Genomic DNA, 24960 nt, shown 5'->3' on the forward strand with positions numbered 1-24960 from the left:
AACAAGAAAAGGCTTTCCTACTACGTAGGAAAGCCTTGTATGCAAGTTATTATAGAATAACATATGCTACATCACTTTAAGTAACTCCCTACGCTGGCATTATCCAGATCAGGTTGAGGGTCGATGTTTGCTTACATCCTCTCAGCCAATTGGCTCCCCGGTCCTTAATTCGTTTTCATTGTAGCATGATTTATTTTATTGAACAAACAAAAGCATGTATAATCATTTCATTTAACTTTTGAACTCCCCAATTAACTCTTGTAACTCCTGTGAGAGCCAGCTTAAAGAACTGGCTAATTCAGCAATATCCTGTACAGACATTTCCTGTTCTTTCATACTTTCTTCAACATTACTACTACTATTTGTATACATATTTGCGATAAGTGATAGTTCATTTACAACACGAACAATGTTTTGGCTATTTTGCAATATATCACTTGAATTGCTAGAAACAACTCTAACTTGATTTGTAACAGATTGTGCTGATTTTGAAATTTCCTCAAAGAAAGCACCATTCATTTCAACAAGTTTCATCCCAGATTCTACTTCTTTTGAAGCTTTTCGTATTGAAACAACAGCTTCTTCCGTACCAGCTTGTGTTTCCCCTATTAAATTTGCTATATCTTTTGCTGATGCTTCCGTCTGCTCTGCTAATTTACGCACTTCATCAGCAACAACGGCAAATCCCTCTCCAGTTTCCTCAGCACGTGAAGCTTCAATGGTAGCGTGTAAAGCTAGCGAATTCGTTTGATTTGAAATACTTGTAATTACAGTTACAATATCACTAATTTCTTTTGATCTTACTTCCAAAGAATAAATGATAGAAGATAAATCTTGTACTGCATTTTGTATTATATTCATTTGATTAATTGCCTGTTTAGTAACACCGTTTCCTTTAACTGAATGATGCTCTATACCTTCAGACACTTTCTCCATTTGTTTTGCCGCATTCGTTATCTCTTCCATCTTATCTTCCACTTCATATACAATACCTAAATACTGTGGTACTGAAGTTTCTTGTAACTGAGCGCCAGCTCTTAACTCAACCATAGAACTTACGATTTCTTGAACTGCCATACTATTCTCTTTCGTACTCACTGACAATTCTTGTGAAGATGAGGAAACCTGTTCTGCTGTCTGCTTCACTTTATCTATAATTCCTTTAAACTTCTCGATGGTATTATTAAAATAAGAATTAATAATACCAATATCATCTGATCTTTCCTCTAATTTAATATTTAAATCACCTTCACCAACTCTGCGCAAGCCTTCACGTAAATCTCGCAATGGAGCAAGTGCATTACGTACAATTAAGAATTGAATAACAGTTGCAATTAAAACAGAAATACAAATAAACATTAAACCTTGTATAATGAACTTTTCCTTTGTACTAGGAACGATAGAGGCATCTACATCGGCTGCAACAATTGCCACAATATTTCCTTCTCCATCTTTAATTGGCTCTAATATCGTTACCCATGTTCCTAATAGATCTTCATATACTACTGTCATGTTTGCTTTTTTCGTGCTCATTACCTTATCGTATGCTTCCATCCAAAGATCTGGTTGTTTATAATATTCTCCCGGCCTTACTTCAACAACATTTGCTAAGTCTGTAGACAAGTCGACGATTAGTAACTCACCTTTTTCATTTTTTTTTGCTCCAACAATATACGTTTGTCCAACACTATTCAATTCTTCCGTTGCTTCATCTAATTTCTCTGTTAACTTCTCTCTCTTTTCTCTTTGTGCCACTGGGTCTTTTGTAACATCTCTCACTATTTCTTCGTCTAATTTATGTAATACCGTATCTCCTGTTTCAAAAGAATGCCTTTCAAATATAGACATCATGCTATTTTGAAACATGTTAAAACTTAACGCTCCCATAGTACCAACAAGCGTCAAAATAACTAACACAGTTAACAATACATTCTTTTGAAGAAATGATAGCTTGTGCCAATATTTTTTCATCAACATCACCTTTCTTAATTAACTTAATATAAAGGAAAACTATTAAAATAGAAACCTTATCAACAACTGATAAGGTTTCTCATTTGTTTGCAAATAAAAAAAGACCAATGAAAAAGCATTGGTCAAGACCAACCCTATCCGTCCGGTAACTGGCTAGCGTAGCCTTTCGGCCTTAGCTCCTGTAGTTTTGCGTCCTAATGTTTCCATCAGTTTGCCTTTCTCGCTGAACGAGTTGAACGATATGGGAGTTCTATGAGAATTACATTATTCTCTATCAAAGATTACAACATAAAAATTAAAATGTCCACCTATTTAGAGATACAAATGTAAAATTTGGATGTATTATTTTTTCAAAATAATTTAACAAAGTACGTGAATGTTACATTTCTTGTGTTATATAATAAAAAATATATATAACACAAGGATTGTTTTGAGTATTTATTTTAATTTTCATTTAAATTAAATTATTCGAATATATCTTAACTAATGAATTTCGGAGGTAGTTTATCATGTTTTGGCTACAATTTCTTACGTTACTACTCTGCATTTTTATTGGCGCACGCCTAGGCGGAGTTGGTCTAGGGGTAATGGGTGGCGTTGGTATGGCAATACTTGTTTTCGTCTTCCACTTACAACCTACAGCTCCTCCTATTGATGTCATGCTTATGATTTTAGCAGTAATTACAGCTGCTGGTGCACTCCAAGCCGCTGGAGGAATGGACTACCTTGTTCATTTGGCTGAGAAAGCATTACGAAAAAATCCAAAACGCATTACATTCTTTGCTCCAATTGTTACTTATTTATTTACACTTTGTGCAGGAACTGGTCACGTTGCTTATTCTGTACTTCCTGTTATCGCAGAAGTCTCTCGCGAATCTGGAATTAGACCAGAACGACCAATGTCAATTGCCGTAATTGCTTCCCAACAAGCAATTACAGCTAGTCCTATATCAGCTGCAACAGTTGCACTTTTAGCAATGTTAGCTGACTACAAAATCACCTTATTAGATATTTTAAAAGTAAGTATCCCTTCTACTTTCATCGCTTGTATGATAGCTGCATTTGTTGCTAGCAAAATGGGGAAAGAATTAAATGAAGACCCTGAATACTTAAAACGATTAAAAGAAGGAATGATTCCTAAGATTGAAGAGAAAAAAGAATTTGTTGGTGTAAAAGGCGCTAAATTATCAGTTATCCTTTTCTTAGTAGGAACTTTCCTTGTCGTACTTCTCGGTTCATTTGAAGCACTTCGTCCAGGATGGATAGTTGATGGAAAGTTAGCCCGTCTTTCCATGCCAAACACAATTGAAATGGTTATGTTAACGATCGCAGCTCTTATTATTATTTTCTGTAAACCAAATGTAGAAAGCATCGTGTCTGGTAACGTCTTTAAAGCGGGGGCAACAGCAGTTGTTGCTATTTTCGGTATCGCTTGGATGGGAGATACTTTCTTTAACGGAAACTTAAATATGATTCAGGGATCAATTCAGCATCTAGTAACAAGTGCGCCATGGCTATTTGCCATCGCATTATTCATTCTATCTATTTTACTATATAGCCAAGCCGCAACAGTACGTGCTTTAATGCCTCTTGGATTATCACTCGGTATTCCACCAGCACTACTGATCGCGATGTTCCCTGCAGTAAATGGATATTTCTTCATTCCAAACTACGGAACAATCGTTGCTGCCATTAACTTTGATCGTACTGGCACAACTGGCATTGGTAAATATGTTTTAAATCATAGCTTTATGATTCCAGGCCTAATCGCAACATTCACTTCTATCGGAATTGGAATGCTCTTAATTTCAATTATGTTTTAAAGAAAAAGCACAAACCTACAAATTTAAAGGGTTTGTGCTTTTTTAATCAAACGTTTGTTTAAATATTTTTATCTGTCCATTCTGTTCTTTACTATTTTTGTGAAGTTCCCTTTTCCTACAAACTCCTACTTACTTCCTCTACTAATTTCTTCGTACTTTCATAGGCAGATTCCGCTAAACTAATCGCAGAGATAACGGAAACACCATCCGCACCTGCTTCTATAACCGAAGCTGTATTTTCAATTGAAATGCCACCAATCCCAACAATCGGTATTGTAATTCCTTGTTCTCTAAAATGAGCTAAACCTTTCGTTCCTTGCACCGCTTTCGTATCCTTTTTCGTACTCGTCGGAAAAATTGGGCCAACTCCTAAATAATCAGCTCCGTTTTTAATTGCCCAGCGTGCTTCTTCAATTGTATGGGTAGATACACCAACAATTTTATCCCCCATTTTTTCACGAACAGAAGTAATTCCTTCATCATCTTGTCCAACATGCACGCCATCTGCATCTAACTCGAGGGCTAGTTCCACATCATCATTTACGATGAATGGTACACCGTATTCCTTACAAATTGCTTGTAATTCTTTTGCGAAACAAATACGTTCTTCTCCCGTTAAAGCCCCTTCTCCCTTTTCACGAAATTGAAAAATTGTTATACCACCTTCAAGTGCCTCTCTCAATACTTGCAGTGGATCCTTCGTACAATTGTTACTTCCCATAATAAAATATACTGATAATAACTTAGACATTTCTGCCTTTGAAATACGTGACATTTATTTTCCCTCCTTACTATATAACCTCAATCTTCCCATACTTTTCTATATCACCCGAAGTCGTATTGGCTAACTGATTTAAAAATTCAATTTGGAAACTACCAGGTCCTTTTTCTACTGTCTTAGCAGCTGCTAGTTCCGCGGCTACACCATAAAACGTTAATGACGCTACTGCAGCCTTTACATAATCCTTTTCTACCGCTACAAATGCTCCTATTACAGAAGTTAGTAAACAACCAGTTCCCGTAATTTTCGTTAAAATAGAGTGACCATTTCGAATAACAATAGTTCGCTCTCCATCTGTAACAACATCTTCTTTTCCAGTAATCACCGCAACTGTATTTAGTTCATCTGCTGCCTGCTTTGCAATACTTACGACATTACCATTTCCAGCACCAGCGTCTACCCCTTTAATTTCCCATTTTTCATTAATAACGTTCGCTATTTCAGCTGCATTTCCGCGAATAATTGCTAATTCGATTTCAGCCGGAATATGTCTCGCAACTTCTGTTCGATACGAAGTTGCCCCTGCGCCAACCGGATCAAACAGTACCGGTACATCATTCCTATTAGCCGACTTACCAGCAAGTAACATCGCTTCTACCTCGTCAGGACGAAGTGTCCCCATATTTAATACTAACGCTCCAGCAATGCTAGCCATTTCTGCTACTTCTTCTTTTGCATACGCCATTACAGGGGATGCCCCTAATGCTAATAAACCGTTAGCTGTAAAATTTGTTACAACAACATTTGTAATATTATGAACGAGCGGATTAGATTCTCTCACCAAATCCACTACTTTGCTAATTTCTTTCGTATTCATCCTTCTCATCTCCTAACTATAGTGATGGGAGATACACAAAAAGGCACTTTGCGCGTACGCAAAGTGCCTGAACATGTGCTTTTACACTCTCCCTACGCTGGCATTATCCAACAGGTTCAAATGGTCAATGACGGAATAGTCATACTCTCAGTTTGCATCCACAAACTCCCATGTGCTTATTATTCATCTACTTCAAAGTCTACTCTTATTCTACTAAAATAACAAGTTCTTTACTTTTCTATTTAATATGGAAGCAACCTATATAACAATAATCATAATAAAATGAAACTTTAATCAGTGGGGACTTTGTTCATTCCACTAAAAACCGTTCAAATATGGAGCGAAACTGAATCTCAAGAAGATGTATGCTATAGTTAACGTATGGAAATTTGAAAGGATGTTTTTAATATGGCAAAAAGCGTTGTAATCGCTGAAAAACCTTCCGTTGCACGAGATATTGCGCGTGTACTGAAGTGTGATAAAAAAGGAAATGGCTATCTTGAAGGTAGTAAATATATTGTAACTTGGGCTTTAGGTCATCTTGTTACATTAGCTGATCCAGAAAGCTATGATGTGAAATATAAAAAGTGGAATTTAGAAGATTTACCGATGCTACCTGAGCGTTTGAAATTAACTGTTATTAAACAAACAGGAAAACAATTTAATGCTGTAAAAAGTCAGCTTCTTAGAAAAGATGTAAATGAAATCATTGTAGCAACAGACGCTGGACGTGAAGGAGAATTGGTTGCTCGTTGGATTATTGATAAGGTTCGAATTAACAAACCAATCAAACGTCTATGGATTTCATCTGTTACTGATAAAGCAATTAAAGATGGTTTCGCAAATTTAAAACCAGGTAAAGCATATGACAATTTATACGCTTCAGCTGTCGCACGTTCAGAAGCTGACTGGTATATCGGTCTTAACGCGACTCGAGCTTTAACGACTCGCTTTAATGCCCAGCTTAACTGTGGCCGTGTGCAAACACCTACTGTTGCTATGATCGCTAATCGTGAAGATGAAATAAAGAACTTCAAAGCTCAAACTTACTACGGCATTGAAGCTCAAACAACAAATCAATTAAAACTAACGTGGCAAGATGCAAATGGCAATAGCCGCAGTTTTAATAAAGAAAAAATTGATGGTATTGTAAAAGGTTTAGATAAACATAATGCTACTGTTTTAGAAATTGATAAAAAACAGAAGAAGTCATTCTCTCCTGGTCTTTACGATTTAACTGAATTGCAACGTGATGCCAATAAAAAGTTCGGTTACTCTGCGAAAGAAACATTGAATATTATGCAGAAATTGTATGAGCAGCATAAAGTACTAACATACCCTCGTACAGATTCGCGTTACATTTCATCTGATATAGTTGGAACACTTCCAGAACGTCTAAAGGCGTGCGGCGTTGGGGAATATCGTCCTTTAGCACATAAAGTATTACAAAAGCCTATCAAGGCTAATAAATCATTTGTTGATGATAGTAAAGTAAGCGATCACCACGCAATTATTCCGACAGAAGGATACGTTAACTTCTCAGCCTTCACAGATAAAGAACGTAAAATTTATGATTTAGTTGTAAAACGTTTCTTAGCTGTTTTATTCCCAGCATTCGAATACGAACAACTAACGTTACGCACAAAGGTCGGCAATGAAACATTCATTGCACGCGGAAAGACAATTTTACATGCCGGTTGGAAAGAAGTATATGAAAATCGCTTTGAAGATGATGATGTAACTGATGACGTAAAAGAGCAACTTTTACCTCGCATTGAAAAAGGCGATACATTAACTGTAAAGTTAATTATGCAAACATCAGGTCAAACGAAAGCACCTGCACGTTTCAACGAAGCGACTTTACTTTCAGCAATGGAAAATCCTACAAAATATATGGATACGCAAAATAAACAACTTGCTGATACGTTAAAATCAACTGGTGGATTAGGTACTGTAGCAACGCGTGCTGATATTATCGACAAGCTATTCAATTCATTCTTAATTGAAAAACGCGGTAAAGATATTCACATTACTTCAAAAGGCCGTCAGTTACTTGATTTAGTACCAGAAGAGTTAAAATCACCTACACTAACTGGTGAGTGGGAACAAAAGCTAGAGGCAATTGCAAAGGGTAAACTGAAAAAAGAAGTATTCATTTCCGAAATGAAGAACTATACGAAAGAAATTGTTTCTGAAATTAAATCGAGTGATAAAAAATATAAACATGACAACATTTCAACGAAGTCTTGTCCAGATTGCGGGAAACCAATGCTAGAGGTAAATGGCAAAAAAGGAAAAATGCTCGTTTGCCAAGACCGTGAATGTGGTCATCGTAAAAATGTATCTCGTACAACAAACGCTCGTTGCCCTCAGTGTAAGAAGAAGTTAGAATTACGTGGTGAAGGTGCAGGGCAAATCTTTGCATGTAAATGTGGCTATCGCGAAAAATTATCCACATTCCAAGAAAGACGTAAAAAAGAATCTGGAAACAAAGCTGATAAACGTGACGTTCAAAAATATATGAAACAACAGAAAAAAGAAGAAGAACCATTAAATAACCCATTTGCAGAAGCATTAAAGAAATTAAAATTCGATTAAACAAAAAGGTTCCTACCTCTATCGGTAGGAACCTTTTATGTTAGTGAATGATTTTACTTCCTTTTGCATTCTCAACAAATTTTTCACTTGATTTGTTAATTGGTGTTTTCAGTAATAACGCAGCAACAATCATAACTACTACGAAAGCACTTAACACAAGTAAATCTCGCGTTACAATATCCCATAGCATTCCGCCTACTGTTTCACGAATTGCACTAATTGCGTATGTGAACGGTAAGAACGGATAAATCGCTTGGAAGAATGCCGGTGTCATTTGAATTGGGAATGTTCCGCCCGATCCTGCTACTTGTAGTACAAGTAAAATAATCGCCATCGATTTCCCAACGTTTCCGAAAATAGAAACGAGTGAGTACACGATACAAACAAATACTCCACCTATAAATAAACTAAATAATACAAACCAGAACTTATCGACTACGTACGTACCGAGTAAGAATATATCTCCCATCGATACGATAAACGCCTGTGAAAGACCTATCGTTAAGAATGTTAATAAACGTCCGAAGTAAATTTCATGGCTCTTATAATTCGCGCCCTCTTCATGTACTTCTACTGTTAATAACGAAACCATTAATAATGCGCCTACCCATAATGCAAGCACTGTATAGAATGGTGACATTGCTGAACCATAGTTCGGCATTGCAAATAATTTATTCTCTTTTAAATTTACTGGATTTGCAAAGTAATCACTTTGCTTCTCAACATCGTTTTTCAACAAACGGATGATGTCTTTTAAATCCTCTTCAGATTCAAAATCACGAATTTTATCTGCTAATTCTTTAATCTTTTTCTCAGTAGCTGGCATTTCAGCTTTAATATCTGCTAATTTCTTTCTACCGTCTACTAAGCCTTTTGATGAATCTTCTAGTAATTTTTTAACATCTGGAAGCTTTTTGTCTGCTTCTTTTAAAATTTGAGATGTGTTTTTAGACATCTCTTTCGTACGAGCAATAGCTGCATTGAAATTTGGAGTGATTTCTGAGTCATATTTAGCTAAAATGTCACCAATTTGGCCCGAAACATTTTTAGATACTTCATTAATGCTCTCAATAACATCTGCCGCTGGTTTTTGCCCTTTATTAATAGAGTCAATTCCTTTATCAGTTAAATCGATTCCTTTTTGAAGACCATCTTTTACTTTATTCAATTTAGAAATCGTGTTATTCGTGTTCTTATCACTATTTACATCTGCTAAAACTTTATTTGTATTTTCCAGAACTGGAATCATATCATTAACTAAATTCCATGCTGCTTTGAACTGTCCATTTAAATCATTTAAGGCTACTTTTGTAGAGTCTAATCCATTAACACCTGCGTTGCTTAAGTCTTCTCTTGCTTTTCCAAGTTCTGTTTTTACTCTGCTGTAATCACTTACAGCCTTATCGTACTTTTCTCTACCATTGTCTAATGCCTCATTGGTTTGATTTACTAACTCATTCGCTTTTTTTATATCTTGATTTAAATTACCTCTAAGTTGCTGAGCATCTTCTTTTACATTTTCAGCTTTGTCTTTCAATTGCTCAGCTTGGTTTTTCAATTGCTCAGCTGTGCTTACTGCTTTTTCGAAATCTGCTACAAACGTAGCATTATAATCTGCTTCTGCTTGATTTACCAAGTTATTTATTGCATCTAGCTTTTTATTAGTAGCATCTCTTACATCTTGTTTCACTTCTTGCCCTGTACCAATAATATTGGCAATATCTTTAACGCCACCATTTGCATTTACAATTGCTGTTTTAAGGTTTGTTAATTTCTCTATTCTCTTTTGGAAGAATTCTTTTCCAAAATCAGTTGATGCCGACTCTTTAAATTTAGTAAAGATATCAATTACATATGAAACACTATCTGCTCTACCTTGTAGCGTCTCAGAAACATTATTAAGATCTTGTTTCGCTTTCTCTGGATCAAAATTACCATTTTGCAACCCGTTTATAACACCTTGTGCGTAAGTTGTTCCGACACGTATCGAACTAAAAACATTATTTACAGTTTGATTAATATTTTTAGCAATATTTTTATACCCCTCACCATTCACTTGCGGTAATGCTGGAATTTCTGGTATTTCTGGTATTTGTGGTATTTGCGGAATAGTTATATTAGGTAACACTGGTAATTTAGCTGGATCTGGAAGTGTCAGATTAAAATCAAATGAAGGATTTTTTAAGTAATCCGTAATTTTCGCTGCAGCATCCAATCCCTGCTTCGTTACAATTAAATTATTCTTAATAGTTCCTGGAGCACGATTCAATGTTTCATCGTTTCTCGCAAAGAATGCATCTAAGCTCTTAAGTGTATCCTGACCATCATTAATAACACTCTCTACAACCGGCAACTCTTTCTGCGCTACTTTCACAACATCCTCTGCTCGAGTCGCATCATCTAAAGCCTTATCCATCAATGTATTCATTTCTGGGAACTGCGCTTCTAACTTAAATACAAGATCTTTTACTTTCTCAATACTTGGTAAGTTTGTTTCTAAATCGATTCCAAGGTCATTGAAGATTTTAAAAATCTCACCGTTCGCTGTTTTAACAAAGTTTTTACTAATTTCTTCTGTAATACCTGATGCACCTTTTGCTGTAATCTTCGGTGCAATCGCATTTACCTTTTCATTTACATAGTAATCAAGTTCTGGTTTCTGTGGATTTTCATCCAGAACAGTTGCAATCTTTTCAGAGAAGTCTTTTGGGATCGTAATACTTGCATAGTAATCCCCGCGTTCCACTCCGTAAATTGCCTGTTTTTCATCTACAAATTTCCAGCCAAGCTTTTTGTTTTTCTTAAGAGAATCTACAATCTCGTCCCCGATATTGATATCTTTCCCTCTTAAATTAGAGCCTGCATCTTGGTTAGAAACTGCAATGGGAACTTCTTTTGTATTTCCATATGGATCCCAAGAAGCTTTAATGTTAAACCATGCATATAACGATGGTAAAATCATTAACCCTACAACAATAACAATTGCAGCCCAATGTTTAGCTACATTCCGTAAATCCGTCTTATAAATACGCCAAATTTGTTTCATAGAAGTTATCACCTAATTATATATTTTTCCTTCTTTAGAAAATGATACATACATTTTGCAATTATATCACTTTCTACATCGTGGATTAACCAAAAACGAACTATTTTTTACCATTAACTTTAACTTACTACATTATATAACGAAGTAAGTCAAAGTATGAATACAAAATGACCAAATCGGTTTTACATTCAATAATAACAAATATATAGGAAATGTCATAAAAAATACAAGTATTTTCTCTTGGAAATACTTGTATTTCTAAAAAAACCTCACAGCTTTTTATCATCTGTGAGGTTTTCTTCTATTATATATCTACTTGTACTTCTACACCGAAATGATCTGAAATTATATTTCGGTTTGTACCATTAAAAATAACCTTTGAAGAACGAACTTTCTCACTTCGGTTACACAATATTAGATCGATTCGTAAATTATGTTTATTTTCATCCCAACCAGCAATTTCACCTTGGACAGTTGTTCCTTCATCCTTCTCTATTGCTAGTTCATATGTGTCGTACAAACCCTTTTGCATCATATATTCATAGCCCTCACCTTGCAAACGGGCATTATTATTAAAATCACCCATTAAGAAGGAAAGTTCATTGCTATCTACATGCTCCATTAAACGATTCACTTGACCTTTAAATGATTCTTCTTCATCATTCCACCAACCGAGGTGGCAAGAGTAAAACGTGATGTTCTTCCCATTATAAGCAATTGTTGCACTTACAATTTTGCGTGTTTTCCAATACGTTGTATCCTTATTTTCTGAAATAAAGAACGTATCTTCTTTTACAACATTATGCTTCGTTATAATCGCTAATCCTTCTTCATACACATCATAACCAATATGAGAGAAATCCCAAGTAATATTGTAATCTTTTACATGTAACGCATTTAACTCTTCTAATAGTAAAAGCCCAAAATTATCTTCTTTCTTGTTACCGCATACATTTTTAGCCCCTATCGACTGACTTACTTCTTGCAATGCGATAACATCGTACTCTTCTTCTTGAATGACTTTAGCAAGATATTTTATCTTTTCTATTTGATTTTCTTCTTGCCAAGAGTGACAGTTTAAAGTTAGCAATTTCATATTATTACGCACCTAACATATCTTGAATGTCTGACTTTAATACGTCAGCTTTCGGGCCATATACCGCTTGTACACCTTTATCTTTTACGATAAGTCCTAAAGCACCATTTTGTTTCCACTGCGCTTCTGGTGCAACAACATCTAAATCTTTTACTGTTACACGTAAACGTGTCATACAAGCATCTACGTCAGCAATATTTTCTTTTCCACCTAATAGATCAATAACTTTTGTTGCTAATGAACCATCTTGTACATTTCCTGTTCCTTCTGATGTCTCATCTTCGTTATCAATATAGTTACCTGCACGTCCTGGTGTTGGTAAGTTGAACTTTTTAATTAAGAAATTGAATAACGTAAAGTTCAGACCGAAGAATACTAATGAAACGATAACGAAATTGATTAAATCTCTAGTTAGTCCTGCATTAACCATCATCGGTGTACGAGTAATTAACTCAATAAATCCGAATGCGTGAACACGTAAGTTAATTAAATCTGCTAATGCGAATGCAAGTCCTGTTGTAATTGCATATACAACATATAATACTGGAGCAATAAACATGAACATGAATTCAATTGGTTCTGTTACACCTGTTAAAAATACTGCTAATGCTGCTGATAAGAACATTGGTTTATATTTTGAACGTTTTTCTTTATCAACATTACGGAACATCGCGAAAGCAATCCCCATTAATGCTGCTGTTGAACCGATAACTTGTCCAGCTTTGAAACGAGCTGGTACAACGTTATTTAATAAATCGTTATATGCTTTTGTATCTCCATTTGCTAATAAGTTATTTAAATCTGTAATCCATGCAAGCCATAAAGGATCTTGTCCTGCTACAACTTGTCCAACTTTTGAGCCAGTTAACATCGTATATGTTCCACCTAGCTCTGTATAGTTCATCGGAATTGTTAACATATGATGTAAACCGAATGGTAATAGTAAACGCTCTAACGTTCCATATACAAATGGTGCAACAATTGGTGCACTATCTTTTGAAGCTGCAATCCAGCGACCAAATTCATTTAATCCACTTTGGATGAATGGCCATAAAAGTGATAATACAATTGCAGTTACTGTAGACCAAACAATTACAACGAATGGTACGAATCGTTTTCCATTAAAGAATGCTAATGCTTGTGGCAGTTTGTTATAGTTATAATATTTGTTATATAAAGTAGCTCCTAAGAAACCTGTGATAATCCCTACGAAAACTCCCATGTTTAATGCTGGTGCACCAAGTACAGAAGTAAAGTAATCTTTTACAATTAAATCTCCTGCTAATACTGAAGAAACTTTCGCTTTTGAATCCGCTAACATTTCAGCGTTTACACCAAATATAGCTCCTGTAATTCTGTTCGTTAAGACGAATGCTAATAGCGCTGCAAATGCACCACCTGCACGATCTTTCGCCCAAGATCCCCCGATTGCTACTGCGAATAAGATGTGTAGATTAGTAATAATTGCCCAACCGATGTCTTCCATTACGCGAGCGATTGTATGAACTGCGTTAATATCCCCAGCAGACATTCCAATTAACTTACCGATAGAAATCATTAAACCAGCTGCTGGCATTACAGCTACAACAACTAATAATGCTTTCCCGAACTTTTGCCAAAAATCAAAAGACGTAATTTTCATCTGTTCTTCCTCCCCTTTATTTATAACAACATAATGATTTAAATTATAATTTCTGTTTCCTTTATGAAAACGATTCCTCATTTCGTTTTTATCCCTTTACGCAACCGTTTTCATAAATCTATTTTAATAAAAGCGTTTTCACTTTGCAATAGAAATTTATTATTTTTCATAAAAAAAGATGCTCTTAGAGCATCCTTTTTTATTATGAAATGCGATAAACCCTTGTTTCATAAGGCTTTAACGTGATTGTAGTTACTTGTTCATGTTCCGCAACTTCATAGTTATTTAAAAGCAAACGTTTGCGTTCTAGTGCAAATGAATCCTCATTATATACAGCTTCCTCTTTTGAGATATTACTAATTACAATGATTTTTTCATCGTTTAATGTACGAGTATATGCATAAATTTGCGGATCATCTTCTAAAAGTAAATCGTACGTACCATAATTCAGTACATCGTGCTCTTTTTTCAAGGCAATCATTTTCTTATAGAAATTGAAAATAGAGTTTTCTTCATTTTTCTGCTTTTCAACATTAATCTCTTTGTAGTTTTGATTCATACTAAACCAAGGTGCACCTGTTGTGAAGCCAGCATTCATCTCATCGTTCCACTGCATAGGTGTACGTGAATTATCGCGGCAAGAAGCCCATATAATTTCCATCATATCTTGATGGGATACGCCCTCTGCAATTTTCTCACGATATAAATTTTTAGTTGCAACATCATCGTAATCTTCAACATTTGGTAATTGGACATTTGTCATCCCAATTTCTTGCCCTTGATAAATAAACGGTGTACCGTGCATAAAGAAATACATTGCTCCTAAAGCTGTCGCACTTTCACGCCAATATTGTTTATCATCTCCCCAAGTTGAAACGATACGCGGCTTATCGTGATTCTCAATATATAAAGCATTCCACCCTTTATTTTCTAACCCTTTTTGCCATTTGGTTAATACCTTTTTCAGTCCTACAACATCAAGGTCTTTCTTCTTTTCAGCATCCCATAAGCTTAAATGTTCGAATTGGAATACCATATTGAACTTACCTTGCTCTTCTCCAACCCAAAGCTCAGCATCTTCAATCTTAACGCCATTCGCTTCACCAACAGTCATAATATCGTACTTAGAAAATGTATTTTCTTTTAACTCTTCTAATAAAGGTTGAATACCATCCACATTCATATGTTTATCAAAAGATGGTACATACTTTAGTTCTTTTGGATTTGGCATATCTTTAAAGCCATCTTCTTTTTTTATATGGCTGATCGCATCCACACGGAAACCATCAATTCCTTTATCAAGCCACCAATTAACTGTGTCGTATAACACTTCTCGAACTTCTTTATTCTCCCAGTTTAAATCTGGTTGTTTACGCGAGAATAAGTGTAAATAATATTGTCCTGTTACTTCATCATATTCCCATGCCGAACCATTAAAAATACTTTCCCAGTTGTTTGGTTCCGCACCATCTTTACCATCATGCCAAATATACCAATCACGCTTCGGATTGTCTTTAGATGAACGAGACTCAATAAACCATGGATGTTCATCACTTGTATGATTAATAACTAAATCAATAATAAGCTTCATATCACGTTTATGAACCTCATCTAGTAAAGCATCAAAGTCTTCCATCGTACCAAACTCATCCATAATATCTTGATAATCACTAATGTCATAACCATTATCATCATTAGGTGACTTATACATTGGACAAATCCAAATTACATCTATTCCTAAATCTTTTAAATAATCCAGTTTCGCAATAATACCTTGTAAATCTCCAATACCATCGCCATTTGAATCCATAAAGCTACGTGGATAAATTTGATAAGCAACCGCTTCTTTCCACCATGTCTTATTCATAGTCATTCTCTCCTTTTGCATCCCATCGGAATTTTTTATGCAAACGTTTTCGTAACACTATCATAACAAAATATGGAGAGTTTGCAACGAGAATTTTTTACACTACTATTAAATATCTACATTCCTTTACAAAATCATCCCCTATTTCATTGTTATTGCAGAAGTTTTATTATTGTCAGATCTGATTAGCTTACTTTCTTTAATATAAAATAAGACCATGATTAATGTGCATCTTCCACTTATCTTCTTTATTTCACTAAATTTTGATGTAGTAGTATCAATATCCGTTAATGTAAAATTCCTACTTACCATATGAAATGATTCCAAATATGAAGGAATTTAAAAAAGGTAATCCCTATTTTCATACAGAGATCACCTTCTTAAGATTACATTATTTTTTAATACCCTTATAAGGGGGAACATTTCAACTTCCTTCTCCAAACAATCCCTTTTATTACCTATTTATTTCAGCTTATTTTCCCTGCTGCGTCTTTTCTCCTCTTTCTTCTTCTCATATAAATAGAAAGTAAAAGTACAACTAAAATAAAGATTGGAATGGCTACCATCCAATCTTTGGACGTAGATGGTTTTGAAATCATTTCTTTTTCTTTTTCTTCATAAGGAATTCGATGCCCTCTAATTAACAAACGATGTGTATTCACACCATAAGGAGTACATGTAATTAAAGTAGCGTAATCCTTATTTTCCACAATTAATAGATCATCTACTTCATGCGGCAACACAACTTTAATTTGATCTACTTTATAAGCAAGGACCTTATCTAATGAATGAATATAAAAAACATCCGATTCCTTCATTTTATCCAAATCAGTAAATAATAATGCAGAAGGTAAACCCCTATGCCCCGTTAAAACAGTGTGTGTGTTTGTTCCTCCTACTGGTAATGAAGATTTATCTAAATGACCTACACCGCGACTCAAAACTGCCTCTGAAGTCCCTTGATAGATTGGAAGTTTCACATTAATCTGAGGTATTTCAATATAACCCATTGTATCGCCTAGGTTTAAAGCATCTGCATAAGAATTTTGATCAGCTTTTTGTTGTTCAGCAAATGGATCTGAAAATGTTTGTCCAGAGTGTTGAACTTGCTTATTATGCTCATCTGCCTCTTTTTCTCGACGTTCGAGCTCTTTCTTTTGAAGGGACTTTACAGCTTTATCATAAGAACTAACTTGAGAATAATGTGTTCTTGTTGCAAACCAATCGCTTACAGTTGGATACAAAAATATACCTAGTCCTAATAAAAAAATGCATCCAAAAAAGATATTTTGTTTCATAGTACCCCCTTTAAGTATTTAAAAATATTAAAAAGAGGAAAGCTATCCGCTTCTCCTCTTTTTATGCTATATCATTATCATTTTCTAAAACCTTAATTTTTCGCTGTATTTCTTCTGAAGAAAACAAATGCTGCTACAGCCATCAACACAAGACCCACTACAGTAAATAGCATTGTTCCCATACCACCTGTTGAAGGGAGTACCCAGCCACTTTTATTATTCTTTACTTCTAATTTAATAGTTTTGTGCTCTGCATTAATTGTTACATCAATTGGATCTCTTAATTTTTGATAAGAAGCTTTTGTACCATCTTCTTTTTCATAAGTTGGTGCTTTCGTTTCAACTACTTGGTAGTCTCCGTATGGGAGGTTATTCCATGTGATAATACCATTTTCATCAGATACACCTTTTACTTCTTGCTTTCCTACTACTACCACATTACCTTTTTTATCTTGCAATTCGAATTCTGCACCTTGTAATTTCTTATTATCAGCACCATCAACTTTCGTCAACTCAATGCTACCAGCTGTTGGGACAACAATTACCGGCTTAGATTCTTTTTGATCTTTTACATTATTATTATTTTCAAAATTAATTGTTGCTTTATTTGGAATTTCCGTTCCAGCTGCTACGTCTTCTTTAATCTGTGATTTAATTTGTAAATGCAACTCTTTTTTCTCATTTAATTTTGAAAAATCTTTCACAGTCGCTGTTACTTTTTGACCTTCTACAACTACTTCTACCACACTTGAATCTACTTCTACACCATCGATGTACACAACTGGTTTTCCTTGAATTACCAATCGATTATCTAACGTATCTGTTACAACATACTGTTTATAGTCTTTAATATCTTCTGGAATTAATGTTTTAATATCATAGTTATAATCTGTTTGTGTATTAATTGGTAAGAACTCTAAATCTTTATTAATCTTTTTGTCAATCGTTGGCTCTTCATAGTTCTTTACTTCCACAGTCTCTACTTTACCAGATGTAATTGAACCATCTTTACTAAGAGTACCTGATTCAATAATTGAGAATCCATGTTTTGTTAGATCTTTAACATAACCTTTTGGTGCTTCTTTCTCTTGGAAATAATACTTACCATACTCTAAACCTTCTACACGAATTTTACCATCTGTACCTGTTACTAACTTTTCTTTAACTACTTTATCATCCTCTGTATATAAAGAGAATTCTACACCTGAAAGTACTTTACCTTTTGCGCCTATTTTTGTTAATTCTACTGCTCCACGTTTGATTTCATTCTTTGGATACATGTGAACATCGTAGTTTAGCACATCGCCCGTTTTACTTGTCATTGGAATGTCCACTGTATACGTATGTGGATTTAAGTTAACATGCTCTGGTCCAGCAACTTCTTTTACTTCATAACGTCCTAACGGTAAATCTGTAAATACTGCCTCACCTTTATCAGTTGTTGTCATTTTGATTGCTTCTGCGTTTGTTACAGGCTTTACATTTTCCTTTACAAGCTTTCCATCATTTGAAATCTTTTCGAATGACGCAATTTGTTTAATTTCAAATGTTACACCTTTTAATGGATTAACATCTTCAGGTAAAGTTTGATTCGCAGAACCATCACCCTCTACACCTGGATCTCCATTTTTTTCTTGTGCGTACTTATGAATGGTTAAAGAACCTGTATTTTTTGATGCTGCACTCACAAACATACTAGGCAACATAGAAAACGTTAATGCCAAAATTAAAAGCATACTGAAAATCTTTTTCATATTATTTTTCCTCACTATCTCTATAAATTTTTCAATTTAAAACTCTATTACTTATTCCTTTTATTTCGAACATATAAGAACACAACTAGTAACATTAAAATCCCACCGATAGAATAGAAAATGCCTGTACCTATCCCTCCGGTTTTTGGGATTTCCCACTGACTCTTTTGATTTTCTATCGTTATTTTGTGTACTGATGACCCGACTTCTACTGTAATTGGCTCTTTCAAAAGCATATATCCATCTGGGGCTTTTACTTCTTTAATTGTATATTTTCCGAACAGTAATGGATTGGAAACTGCGTTACCATTTTCATCTGTTGTTAATTTCCCAATCTCTTTACCATCTTTGTCTAAAATCTGAAACACAGCATTTTTTAATTTCAGATTGACATCTGTAGCATCGACCTTCGTAATTTCAATTACACCTTTTTCTAGCAATTCATTTTCAACGGTCTTCTCTATTGGTGTTTTTGTGTCTTTCGTTATTTCAAAGTCGTATGACTTATTATCTAGTTTATAACCTTCTGGAGCTTCGACTTCAACTAGCTTATATTCACCAATTGGTAAATCTATTGCCTTAGCTTTTCCATCTTCACCTGATGTAATTGTTTGAATGACATGATTATCTTTATCTCGGACTTCGAAAACAGCACCTTTTAATGGAATGTTGCTGCCTTTTTCTACTTTCGTAACTTGTAACTCTCCAGCACCAACTATATCTTCAACTAGTCCAGCATCGATTGTCATATTATGTTCATCTTCACCAAGTTTGATCATTTCTGAATAGCCATCTTTATCAGCATTCGAATCAATTCTTGCATCATTACCAACGTTTTTGTTTGTCCATTTGTAACCATCTGGTAACTTAAATCTCACTTGGTATTCACCCGGATCTAAATTTACAAACTTGTAATAACCAGGATTTCCTTTTTTGTCATTACCAGTTCTCGTCATACTAATAACTTTTCCATCTTTATCTAATAGCTCTACGACTACACCATTCACACCAGTGTTTCCATCGTTTTGAATACCATCTTTATTTTTATCTAGCCAGACGTAATCTCCTAATGAGCTCTTTTTCGAAGCTTGTAATTGTACACCCACTCGGTTTGGCTCTGCTGGTTGAATCCAATTTCCTGTTACATCATTTATCGCACTGTATCCAAATGAATTCCATGCAATTCCCGCCGAAGCATCCATATCAACAGGTGCACGCATTGACCATTCTAGTGTCGCTGCTTCGCCTGGATATACAAGCTTATTCTTATCAAATTCAAATTTAACTGCCGTTACTTTTGTTAAATCCGCCGGTGGCTCTAAAGACCAATTCGGATCATTTGCACCATCTGGATTCACAAAAGCATCATTTCCTTGAATTAAATCATCACGCTTAGGCTTTGAAACAGTCGTATAATAAATCTTAATGAAGTCACCGTCAGTAAGCTGGATTGGTGATGTTAGGTATGGGGTCCATTTGCTACCACGCTCTTGTGAATGATTCTTCGTTTGTAAAACTGACTGGTCACCCTCCGCAGGGAATATATCAATTAAGACACCATTCCTAACCGCTACGGTTCCACCATTTTCAATTTTCAAACGATATTTCACTTCTCCACCTGGTACTGTCGTCGCTACTTCTGGTGAACCTTTCCAGCTATCATCTAGTTCACCTTTTACATATTTAATTGATTTTAAAGATTGTTCTTCTTCAATCTCAACAGCATCTTGACTTTCAATAATTGGGTCACTTATGTCGCCATCACCATCAAGATCATTTTCATCTTTTCCTGTTGGCTGTCCCCATTTATCTGCAGATATAATTGTCGAGGCATTAGACATTAAGCCCGCCTTATTATAGTACTTTCCTGCCATCGCAAAGTTGTTAACCCTTACTTTAAACTTAACAGTCACAGCGCTTCCCGCTGAAATGTCTAATTCTGAGAAAGTCCATCGTAAAAGCGTTCTTCCTTTTTCTTTATAATTAGGAATCGATTCCACCTTTACTTTTTTTGCATCATAAGGTTTTCTATCCCATTCATCTTTAACAGTAGTAAACTTCTCCGAACCCGGAACATATTCTAATCCCTTTGGTAACCAATCTACAATTATTGGTTGTTTTAAAGGTGTAGAGCTCCAATCAACTTTACCAGTTAGTTCAAATTCCACTTCTTCTCCCTTGATATACTTTTCTCCAGGCTTCGTTAACGCCTTTTTCTTAAAAGTAACCTTTGATTCGGGATTTTCTTTTACTTTTACTTGCGCTGTCGCTTCTTTTATATAGTTTTTCCCGTCAATATCATATGAAATATGTGCGGTATTTTTCAAAATACCTTCTTTAAAGTTCGGATCATCCACTTTAAACATTAACCATGCCCCATAACTCATTTTAAAATCTGCAGGCACTTTACCAAACTCATATCGGATTCCGGTTACTTTGTCACCTTCAACTAATGATAAAGAAGAAACATCTAACCATTCTCCGTTCGTATTACCACGAATCACTTTCCACTCTTTCCACTCCTGGTTATCCTTCGTTTTGTATAAAACCTTATATTCACTTACACCTGAAAATGCACCTGTATGCATTCTCGTAAAATGAAGTTGTTCATCAAAACGGTCATCTTGGAGCACAAAATTATCAATTTCCTTAGAATATTGATTTTGAATGTTAGATAATGTAAAAGCAATTTCTTCTTCTTTACTGTACTCAGATTTTTGGGCAGTCTTTCTCAGCTCTGAAAAAGCTTGCTCTGGAGGAATAACAGGAGGTTTTTTATTTGTTACTTCAACATACGCATGTGTTTGTTTTGTTAATTCCTCTTCCCCTTTTGGCTTTAGTTTTGCCTCAACTCTATTTAGAACTTGTTGATTTTGATCTTCACCAAAATTTTCCTCAGGGAACTTAACCTTAACTTTAACAACTTTCTCGCCTTCTACATTTTTCAAATCCCATACGACTGTATGTGAATTCGCATCATATTTCCCGTTATCACTAGCTGATATAAACTGTGCTTCTTTCGGTAGTAGATCTTTTATTGAAAGCGAATCAAGTGTAGTGGGTCCCCTAACGTGTTGAGCACGAATCGTGTACTCGACTTCTTCTCCTGGCTTAATCGTCCACTTATTAGGAGTTTTACGCATTTCCCACTCTGGTTTTTTAGGTGGTTCTGGTGGTACTTCTTTTTCATATGCTACAACCGTTACTTCATTGGAAGTTTTGCCTCCTTGATCAGATACAAAATCCGCTACAGCTGTAGCTTTCGTTCCATTTTTTGTTCCTTTAGGAAACTTCACTGTAATAGGAACTGCTTTAGAATCTCCATTGGGAAGGGGCTCTTTAAAGGTATAAATAACCGAATGCGTTTCTTTATCGTATACTGCATCCGTACCACTAATTTTCCCATGTCTTACATACTCGACTTCAGGTGGTAGTTTAACAATAATTTTTGCATCTTTATGCCCACCTTCTAATCCAAATGTACTTAAATCAAGTTGATATACAAAATCTTTATCTACATTTTTTTGCGAACCATCTCCGCCCTCAACCGAAAGCTTTACGCTGACATTTGCTTCTTTGTCATATGTTTCTGCTGCCACAATATGTATAAATGGCTGTACAATAATTTGCATTACCATTAAACAAATGACAAATATACTAATCTGTTTACTCTTCATACTCACACCTCTCTATTAATCTCCTTAACACCAAAGAGATTGGCTATTTCTTCGAATACCAGCCGCCTTCAGCCTAAGAACAATAAAATGGGCCATCTTAAATCAAACATCTTATTATCTGATAATTGGGCAAATAAAAAAGGATTGTCGAGTTGCAAATACAGTTTGCAACTCGACAATCCTAGTAATAAAATTCATTACCTTAGACTCAAAGCTTTGCGGCCTATTCTTTCAAATAGTGTGCCAAGATATTCCAATGTTACTATTCTATAAAAAAAATGAAAATTTATCTACTATATTTTTTTATTTTACATAATAATTCTCAAAAAACTTTTAATAAGCCACCATATTCTTACTTCTAAACTTTAAAATGACAATGTTCATTCGTAGTCTAAAGTTATGCTACATGTACATTATTACTCTATCTCTTTTACATTAATTCAAACACCCTTAAATATTTTTTCCATATATATATATTATAGTACAAACAATCTTATATAAAAAAGGAGCCATACAATGAAACAAAATTGAAGCACAAGGAGAGTTTGTTTGTTCTTCCTCTGAACTCCACTCTTTATTATCCCCCTTCTTGAAACTGGTAGCCCCTCTCTCTTTATAGAAGAAGTTCCTTATATAAAAGCTGTTGAATTTTTTAATAGCGGCAATATCCCTGAAAATTTCAAGCGCTCTGGTTCCTATGTATATAAACCTATACCCCTTAAAGGAATTCAAATTATGCAATATTTTCTTTCTCATGCACCAAATAAAGATGCGAGTATTTGGCATCAATCACTCGTAGGTGCTGTTGAAAATATTTCACCGAATGAAACAGCTTATTTTCATCGTAAAGCAATTATTGCACAAGAATATATCACTTCTTGGAAACATGACGATGAAGAAAATAAAAATATACGCTGGGTTAAGGATTTACGAGAAAGCTTAGATCCTTATACACTAGGTGACTATGTAAACTGGCCCGATATCGACATAAAAAATTGGCAAACAAGTTATTATGGTTCTAACTTCCCTAGGCTACGTAAGGTGAAAACAGATTATGATCCATGCAATGTTTTTCATTTCCAACAAAGTATTCCACCATTTCATACGTAAAAAAGGAAGAACAAAATACTGTTCTTCCTTTTTACATTGAAAATCGTTCAATTGTTTGTTTCAAGTCTGCTGCTTGCTTCTCTAAATCCTTTAACAATTGATCGATTACTACCATATTTTTAGACTGTTGCAACGTCACATGTGCTACTTCTTGCGAACCTGCTGATGTTTCCTCAGCAATTGCTGCTACAGCCTTCGTCTGTGCTCCTGTTTGATGAATGTGACTCACTTGTTCATTCATATAGCTACTAATTTGCTTCGTTGCATCGGCTACTTCCATGACACTTGATGACATTTCTTTTAAAATTAATTCCGTAGCTTCCCCACGTTTCGCCTCTTCTTTAGCTATTTTCACTTGTTCTATCATTTTCATTGCAACTTGTTGCACTTCCTCTTGCATATTCCGTAATAACTGCGATATATTTCTTGCAGAATGATCACTTTCATCAGCAAGTTTCCGTACTTCTTCCGCAACAACCGCAAAGCCTCTTCCATGCTCTCCTGCACGAGCAGCCTCAATAGAAGCATTTAGTGCTAATAAATTCGTTTGGCTAGCAATCTCACTCACTACAGATACAATGTGTTCTACTTGTTTCATTCTTTCCTCTAACTTCTGTACATTTTGCATTGAATCTTCATTTTCTTTCGCCAATGTTTGAATACCTTGAATTAAAGACGTAAAGACACGAGTACTATGCCCTAAAGCTTGAACCATTTCTGAAGACAACTCATCAGACTGTTTCGCTTTCTCTTCTACTTCACTTGCAATAGAAGTTGTTGTATCAACAGCGGAAACAATCGCTTGAATTGATGCCGCTGATTGCTCAGCGCCAGAAGAAATCTCTGCAAGAGTTTCAGAAACACCTTGTGCTTGTTTCGTTGCTTCGCCTGTTTGTTTTCTAATTTGCTGTACTTGATTGTTTGTATACGAAAATGTTGTATCAATATTTTTTACCATGCCCCTTAAGTTCCCAAGCATCATATTAAATGCAACACTTAAAGATTTAATTTCATCATCAGTCTTCGGTAACGGAACATCTTCACGAATGTCTCCTTCAGCCGCTTTTCTCGCCGCCTCCTCTAACTTTCGAAGCGGTTTAATTAAAAATACGGCTGCTCCATATGCTAAAATTCCAGACCATACTACTCCTAATAGCATAACGATAATATTATATGCAGTTTGACTTACATAACTTTGAAAATAATCATATATCACATAAATAAAAAATATACTTGTTGAATATGTAATTAAAGCTAAAACTGTAGTGAATAGCATAAGTTGTGTACGTAAGCCAAAGGAAAATGCCTTCCTTTCTTTTTCCATCTCTTCTTTCCCCCTTTTTATAAGTAATATAAGTACCACCTATATATTATTATCCATATTTTCTTTATAGAAAGATATACAGATTTTTATTTTTTATTTACATATTAATTACATTACTTTTTCTGTATATAATATGTAAATAATGTATAATTTTAT

At 35.0% G+C, this 24960-nt stretch carries 13 protein-coding genes, 2 pseudogenes and 4 riboswitches; of the genes and pseudogenes, 3 read left to right on the forward strand and 12 right to left on the reverse strand.

What is annotated here, in order from left to right; genetic code table 11:
• Positions 1-68 precede the first annotated feature (68 nt).
• Positions 69-170: riboswitch (TPP riboswitch) on the reverse strand.
• A 61-nt stretch (positions 171-231) separates the two neighbouring features.
• Positions 232-1971, reverse strand: a complete 1740-nt coding sequence (locus MR147_RS19210; RefSeq protein ID WP_242304643.1) for a methyl-accepting chemotaxis protein — start codon at positions 1969-1971, stop codon at positions 232-234.
• A gap of 141 nt (positions 1972-2112) precedes the next feature.
• Positions 2113-2197, reverse strand: a riboswitch (cyclic di-GMP riboswitch).
• 283 nt (positions 2198-2480) lie between these two features.
• On the opposite strand from MR147_RS19210, the gene MR147_RS19215 reads away from it, so the two are divergent.
• Entirely contained in the window at positions 2481-3794 is a 1314-nt protein-coding gene (locus MR147_RS19215; RefSeq protein WP_000498695.1) for an anaerobic C4-dicarboxylate transporter family protein, read from the forward strand.
• A 115-nt stretch (positions 3795-3909) separates the two neighbouring features.
• On the opposite strand, the gene thiE is transcribed toward MR147_RS19215, so the two are convergent.
• Positions 3910-4569: a thiamine phosphate synthase gene (gene thiE / locus MR147_RS19220; RefSeq protein ID WP_242304644.1), complete on the reverse strand. Its 660-nt coding sequence runs from the start codon at positions 4567-4569 to the stop codon at positions 3910-3912.
• Between the two features lie 16 nt (positions 4570-4585).
• Positions 4586-5392: a hydroxyethylthiazole kinase gene (gene thiM, locus MR147_RS19225; protein WP_088015183.1), complete on the reverse strand. Its 807-nt coding sequence runs from the start codon at positions 5390-5392 to the stop codon at positions 4586-4588.
• A gap of 72 nt (positions 5393-5464) precedes the next feature.
• Positions 5465-5574: riboswitch (TPP riboswitch) on the reverse strand.
• A 226-nt stretch (positions 5575-5800) separates the two neighbouring features.
• On the opposite strand from thiM, the gene topB reads away from it, so the two are divergent.
• Positions 5801-7990, forward strand: coding sequence for a DNA topoisomerase III (gene topB / locus MR147_RS19230; RefSeq protein WP_001140209.1), 2190 nt, complete (start codon positions 5801-5803; stop codon positions 7988-7990).
• A 40-nt stretch (positions 7991-8030) separates the two neighbouring features.
• On the opposite strand, the gene MR147_RS19235 is transcribed toward topB, so the two are convergent.
• The 7 genes from MR147_RS19235 to MR147_RS19265 all read right to left on the reverse strand — a co-directional run bounded on the left by MR147_RS19235 (position 8031) and on the right by MR147_RS19265 (position 22370).
• A complete protein-coding gene (locus MR147_RS19235) occupies positions 8031-11036 on the reverse strand; it encodes a YhgE/Pip domain-containing protein (RefSeq protein ID WP_242304645.1) in 3006 nt (1001 codons plus the stop codon).
• A gap of 304 nt (positions 11037-11340) precedes the next feature.
• Positions 11341-12132: an endonuclease/exonuclease/phosphatase family protein gene (locus MR147_RS19240; protein ID WP_029437300.1), complete on the reverse strand. Its 792-nt coding sequence runs from the start codon at positions 12130-12132 to the stop codon at positions 11341-11343.
• A 4-nt stretch (positions 12133-12136) separates the two neighbouring features.
• Positions 12137-13774, reverse strand: a complete 1638-nt coding sequence (locus MR147_RS19245) for a PTS transporter subunit IIBC (RefSeq protein ID WP_074608143.1) — start codon at positions 13772-13774, stop codon at positions 12137-12139.
• A 202-nt stretch (positions 13775-13976) separates the two neighbouring features.
• The gene (locus MR147_RS19250; protein ID WP_074608141.1) at positions 13977-15641 is read right to left on the reverse strand and encodes a glycoside hydrolase family 13 protein; all 1665 of its coding nucleotides are present in this window, start codon (positions 15639-15641) and stop codon (positions 13977-13979) included.
• Between the two features lie 467 nt (positions 15642-16108).
• A complete protein-coding gene (locus MR147_RS19255) occupies positions 16109-16939 on the reverse strand; it encodes a class C sortase (RefSeq protein ID WP_074608139.1) in 831 nt (276 codons plus the stop codon).
• A 92-nt stretch (positions 16940-17031) separates the two neighbouring features.
• Complete coding sequence (locus tag MR147_RS19260; protein ID WP_074608138.1) at positions 17032-18693, reverse strand: SpaH/EbpB family LPXTG-anchored major pilin; 1662 nt, start codon at positions 18691-18693, stop codon at positions 17032-17034.
• A gap of 47 nt (positions 18694-18740) precedes the next feature.
• Positions 18741-22370: a SpaA isopeptide-forming pilin-related protein gene (locus MR147_RS19265; protein WP_074608136.1), complete on the reverse strand. Its 3630-nt coding sequence runs from the start codon at positions 22368-22370 to the stop codon at positions 18741-18743.
• Positions 22371-22533: 163 nt separating this feature from the next.
• Positions 22534-22625, reverse strand: a riboswitch (cyclic di-GMP riboswitch).
• 265 nt (positions 22626-22890) lie between these two features.
• On the opposite strand from MR147_RS19265, the pseudogene MR147_RS19270 reads away from it, so the two are divergent.
• A pseudogene (locus MR147_RS19270) lies at positions 22891-23480 on the forward strand (BBE domain-containing protein); the annotation flags it as partial.
• Positions 23481-23511: 31 nt separating this feature from the next.
• Here MR147_RS19270 and MR147_RS19275 read toward each other — a convergent pair.
• Both MR147_RS19275 and MR147_RS27350 read right to left on the reverse strand, forming a co-directional pair.
• Positions 23512-24462: a methyl-accepting chemotaxis protein gene (locus MR147_RS19275; protein ID WP_472927055.1), complete on the reverse strand. Its 951-nt coding sequence runs from the start codon at positions 24460-24462 to the stop codon at positions 23512-23514.
• Positions 24454-24804, reverse strand: a pseudogene (locus MR147_RS27350) (HAMP domain-containing protein); the annotation flags it as partial. The gene MR147_RS19275 and the pseudogene MR147_RS27350, both read right to left, overlap by 9 nt.
• Between the last annotated feature and the right edge of the window lie 156 nt (positions 24805-24960).

It is taken from the genome of Bacillus cereus group sp. BfR-BA-01350 (assembly GCF_022663775.1).
Lineage (GTDB): Bacteria > Bacillota > Bacilli > Bacillales > Bacillaceae_G > Bacillus_A > Bacillus_A paranthracis.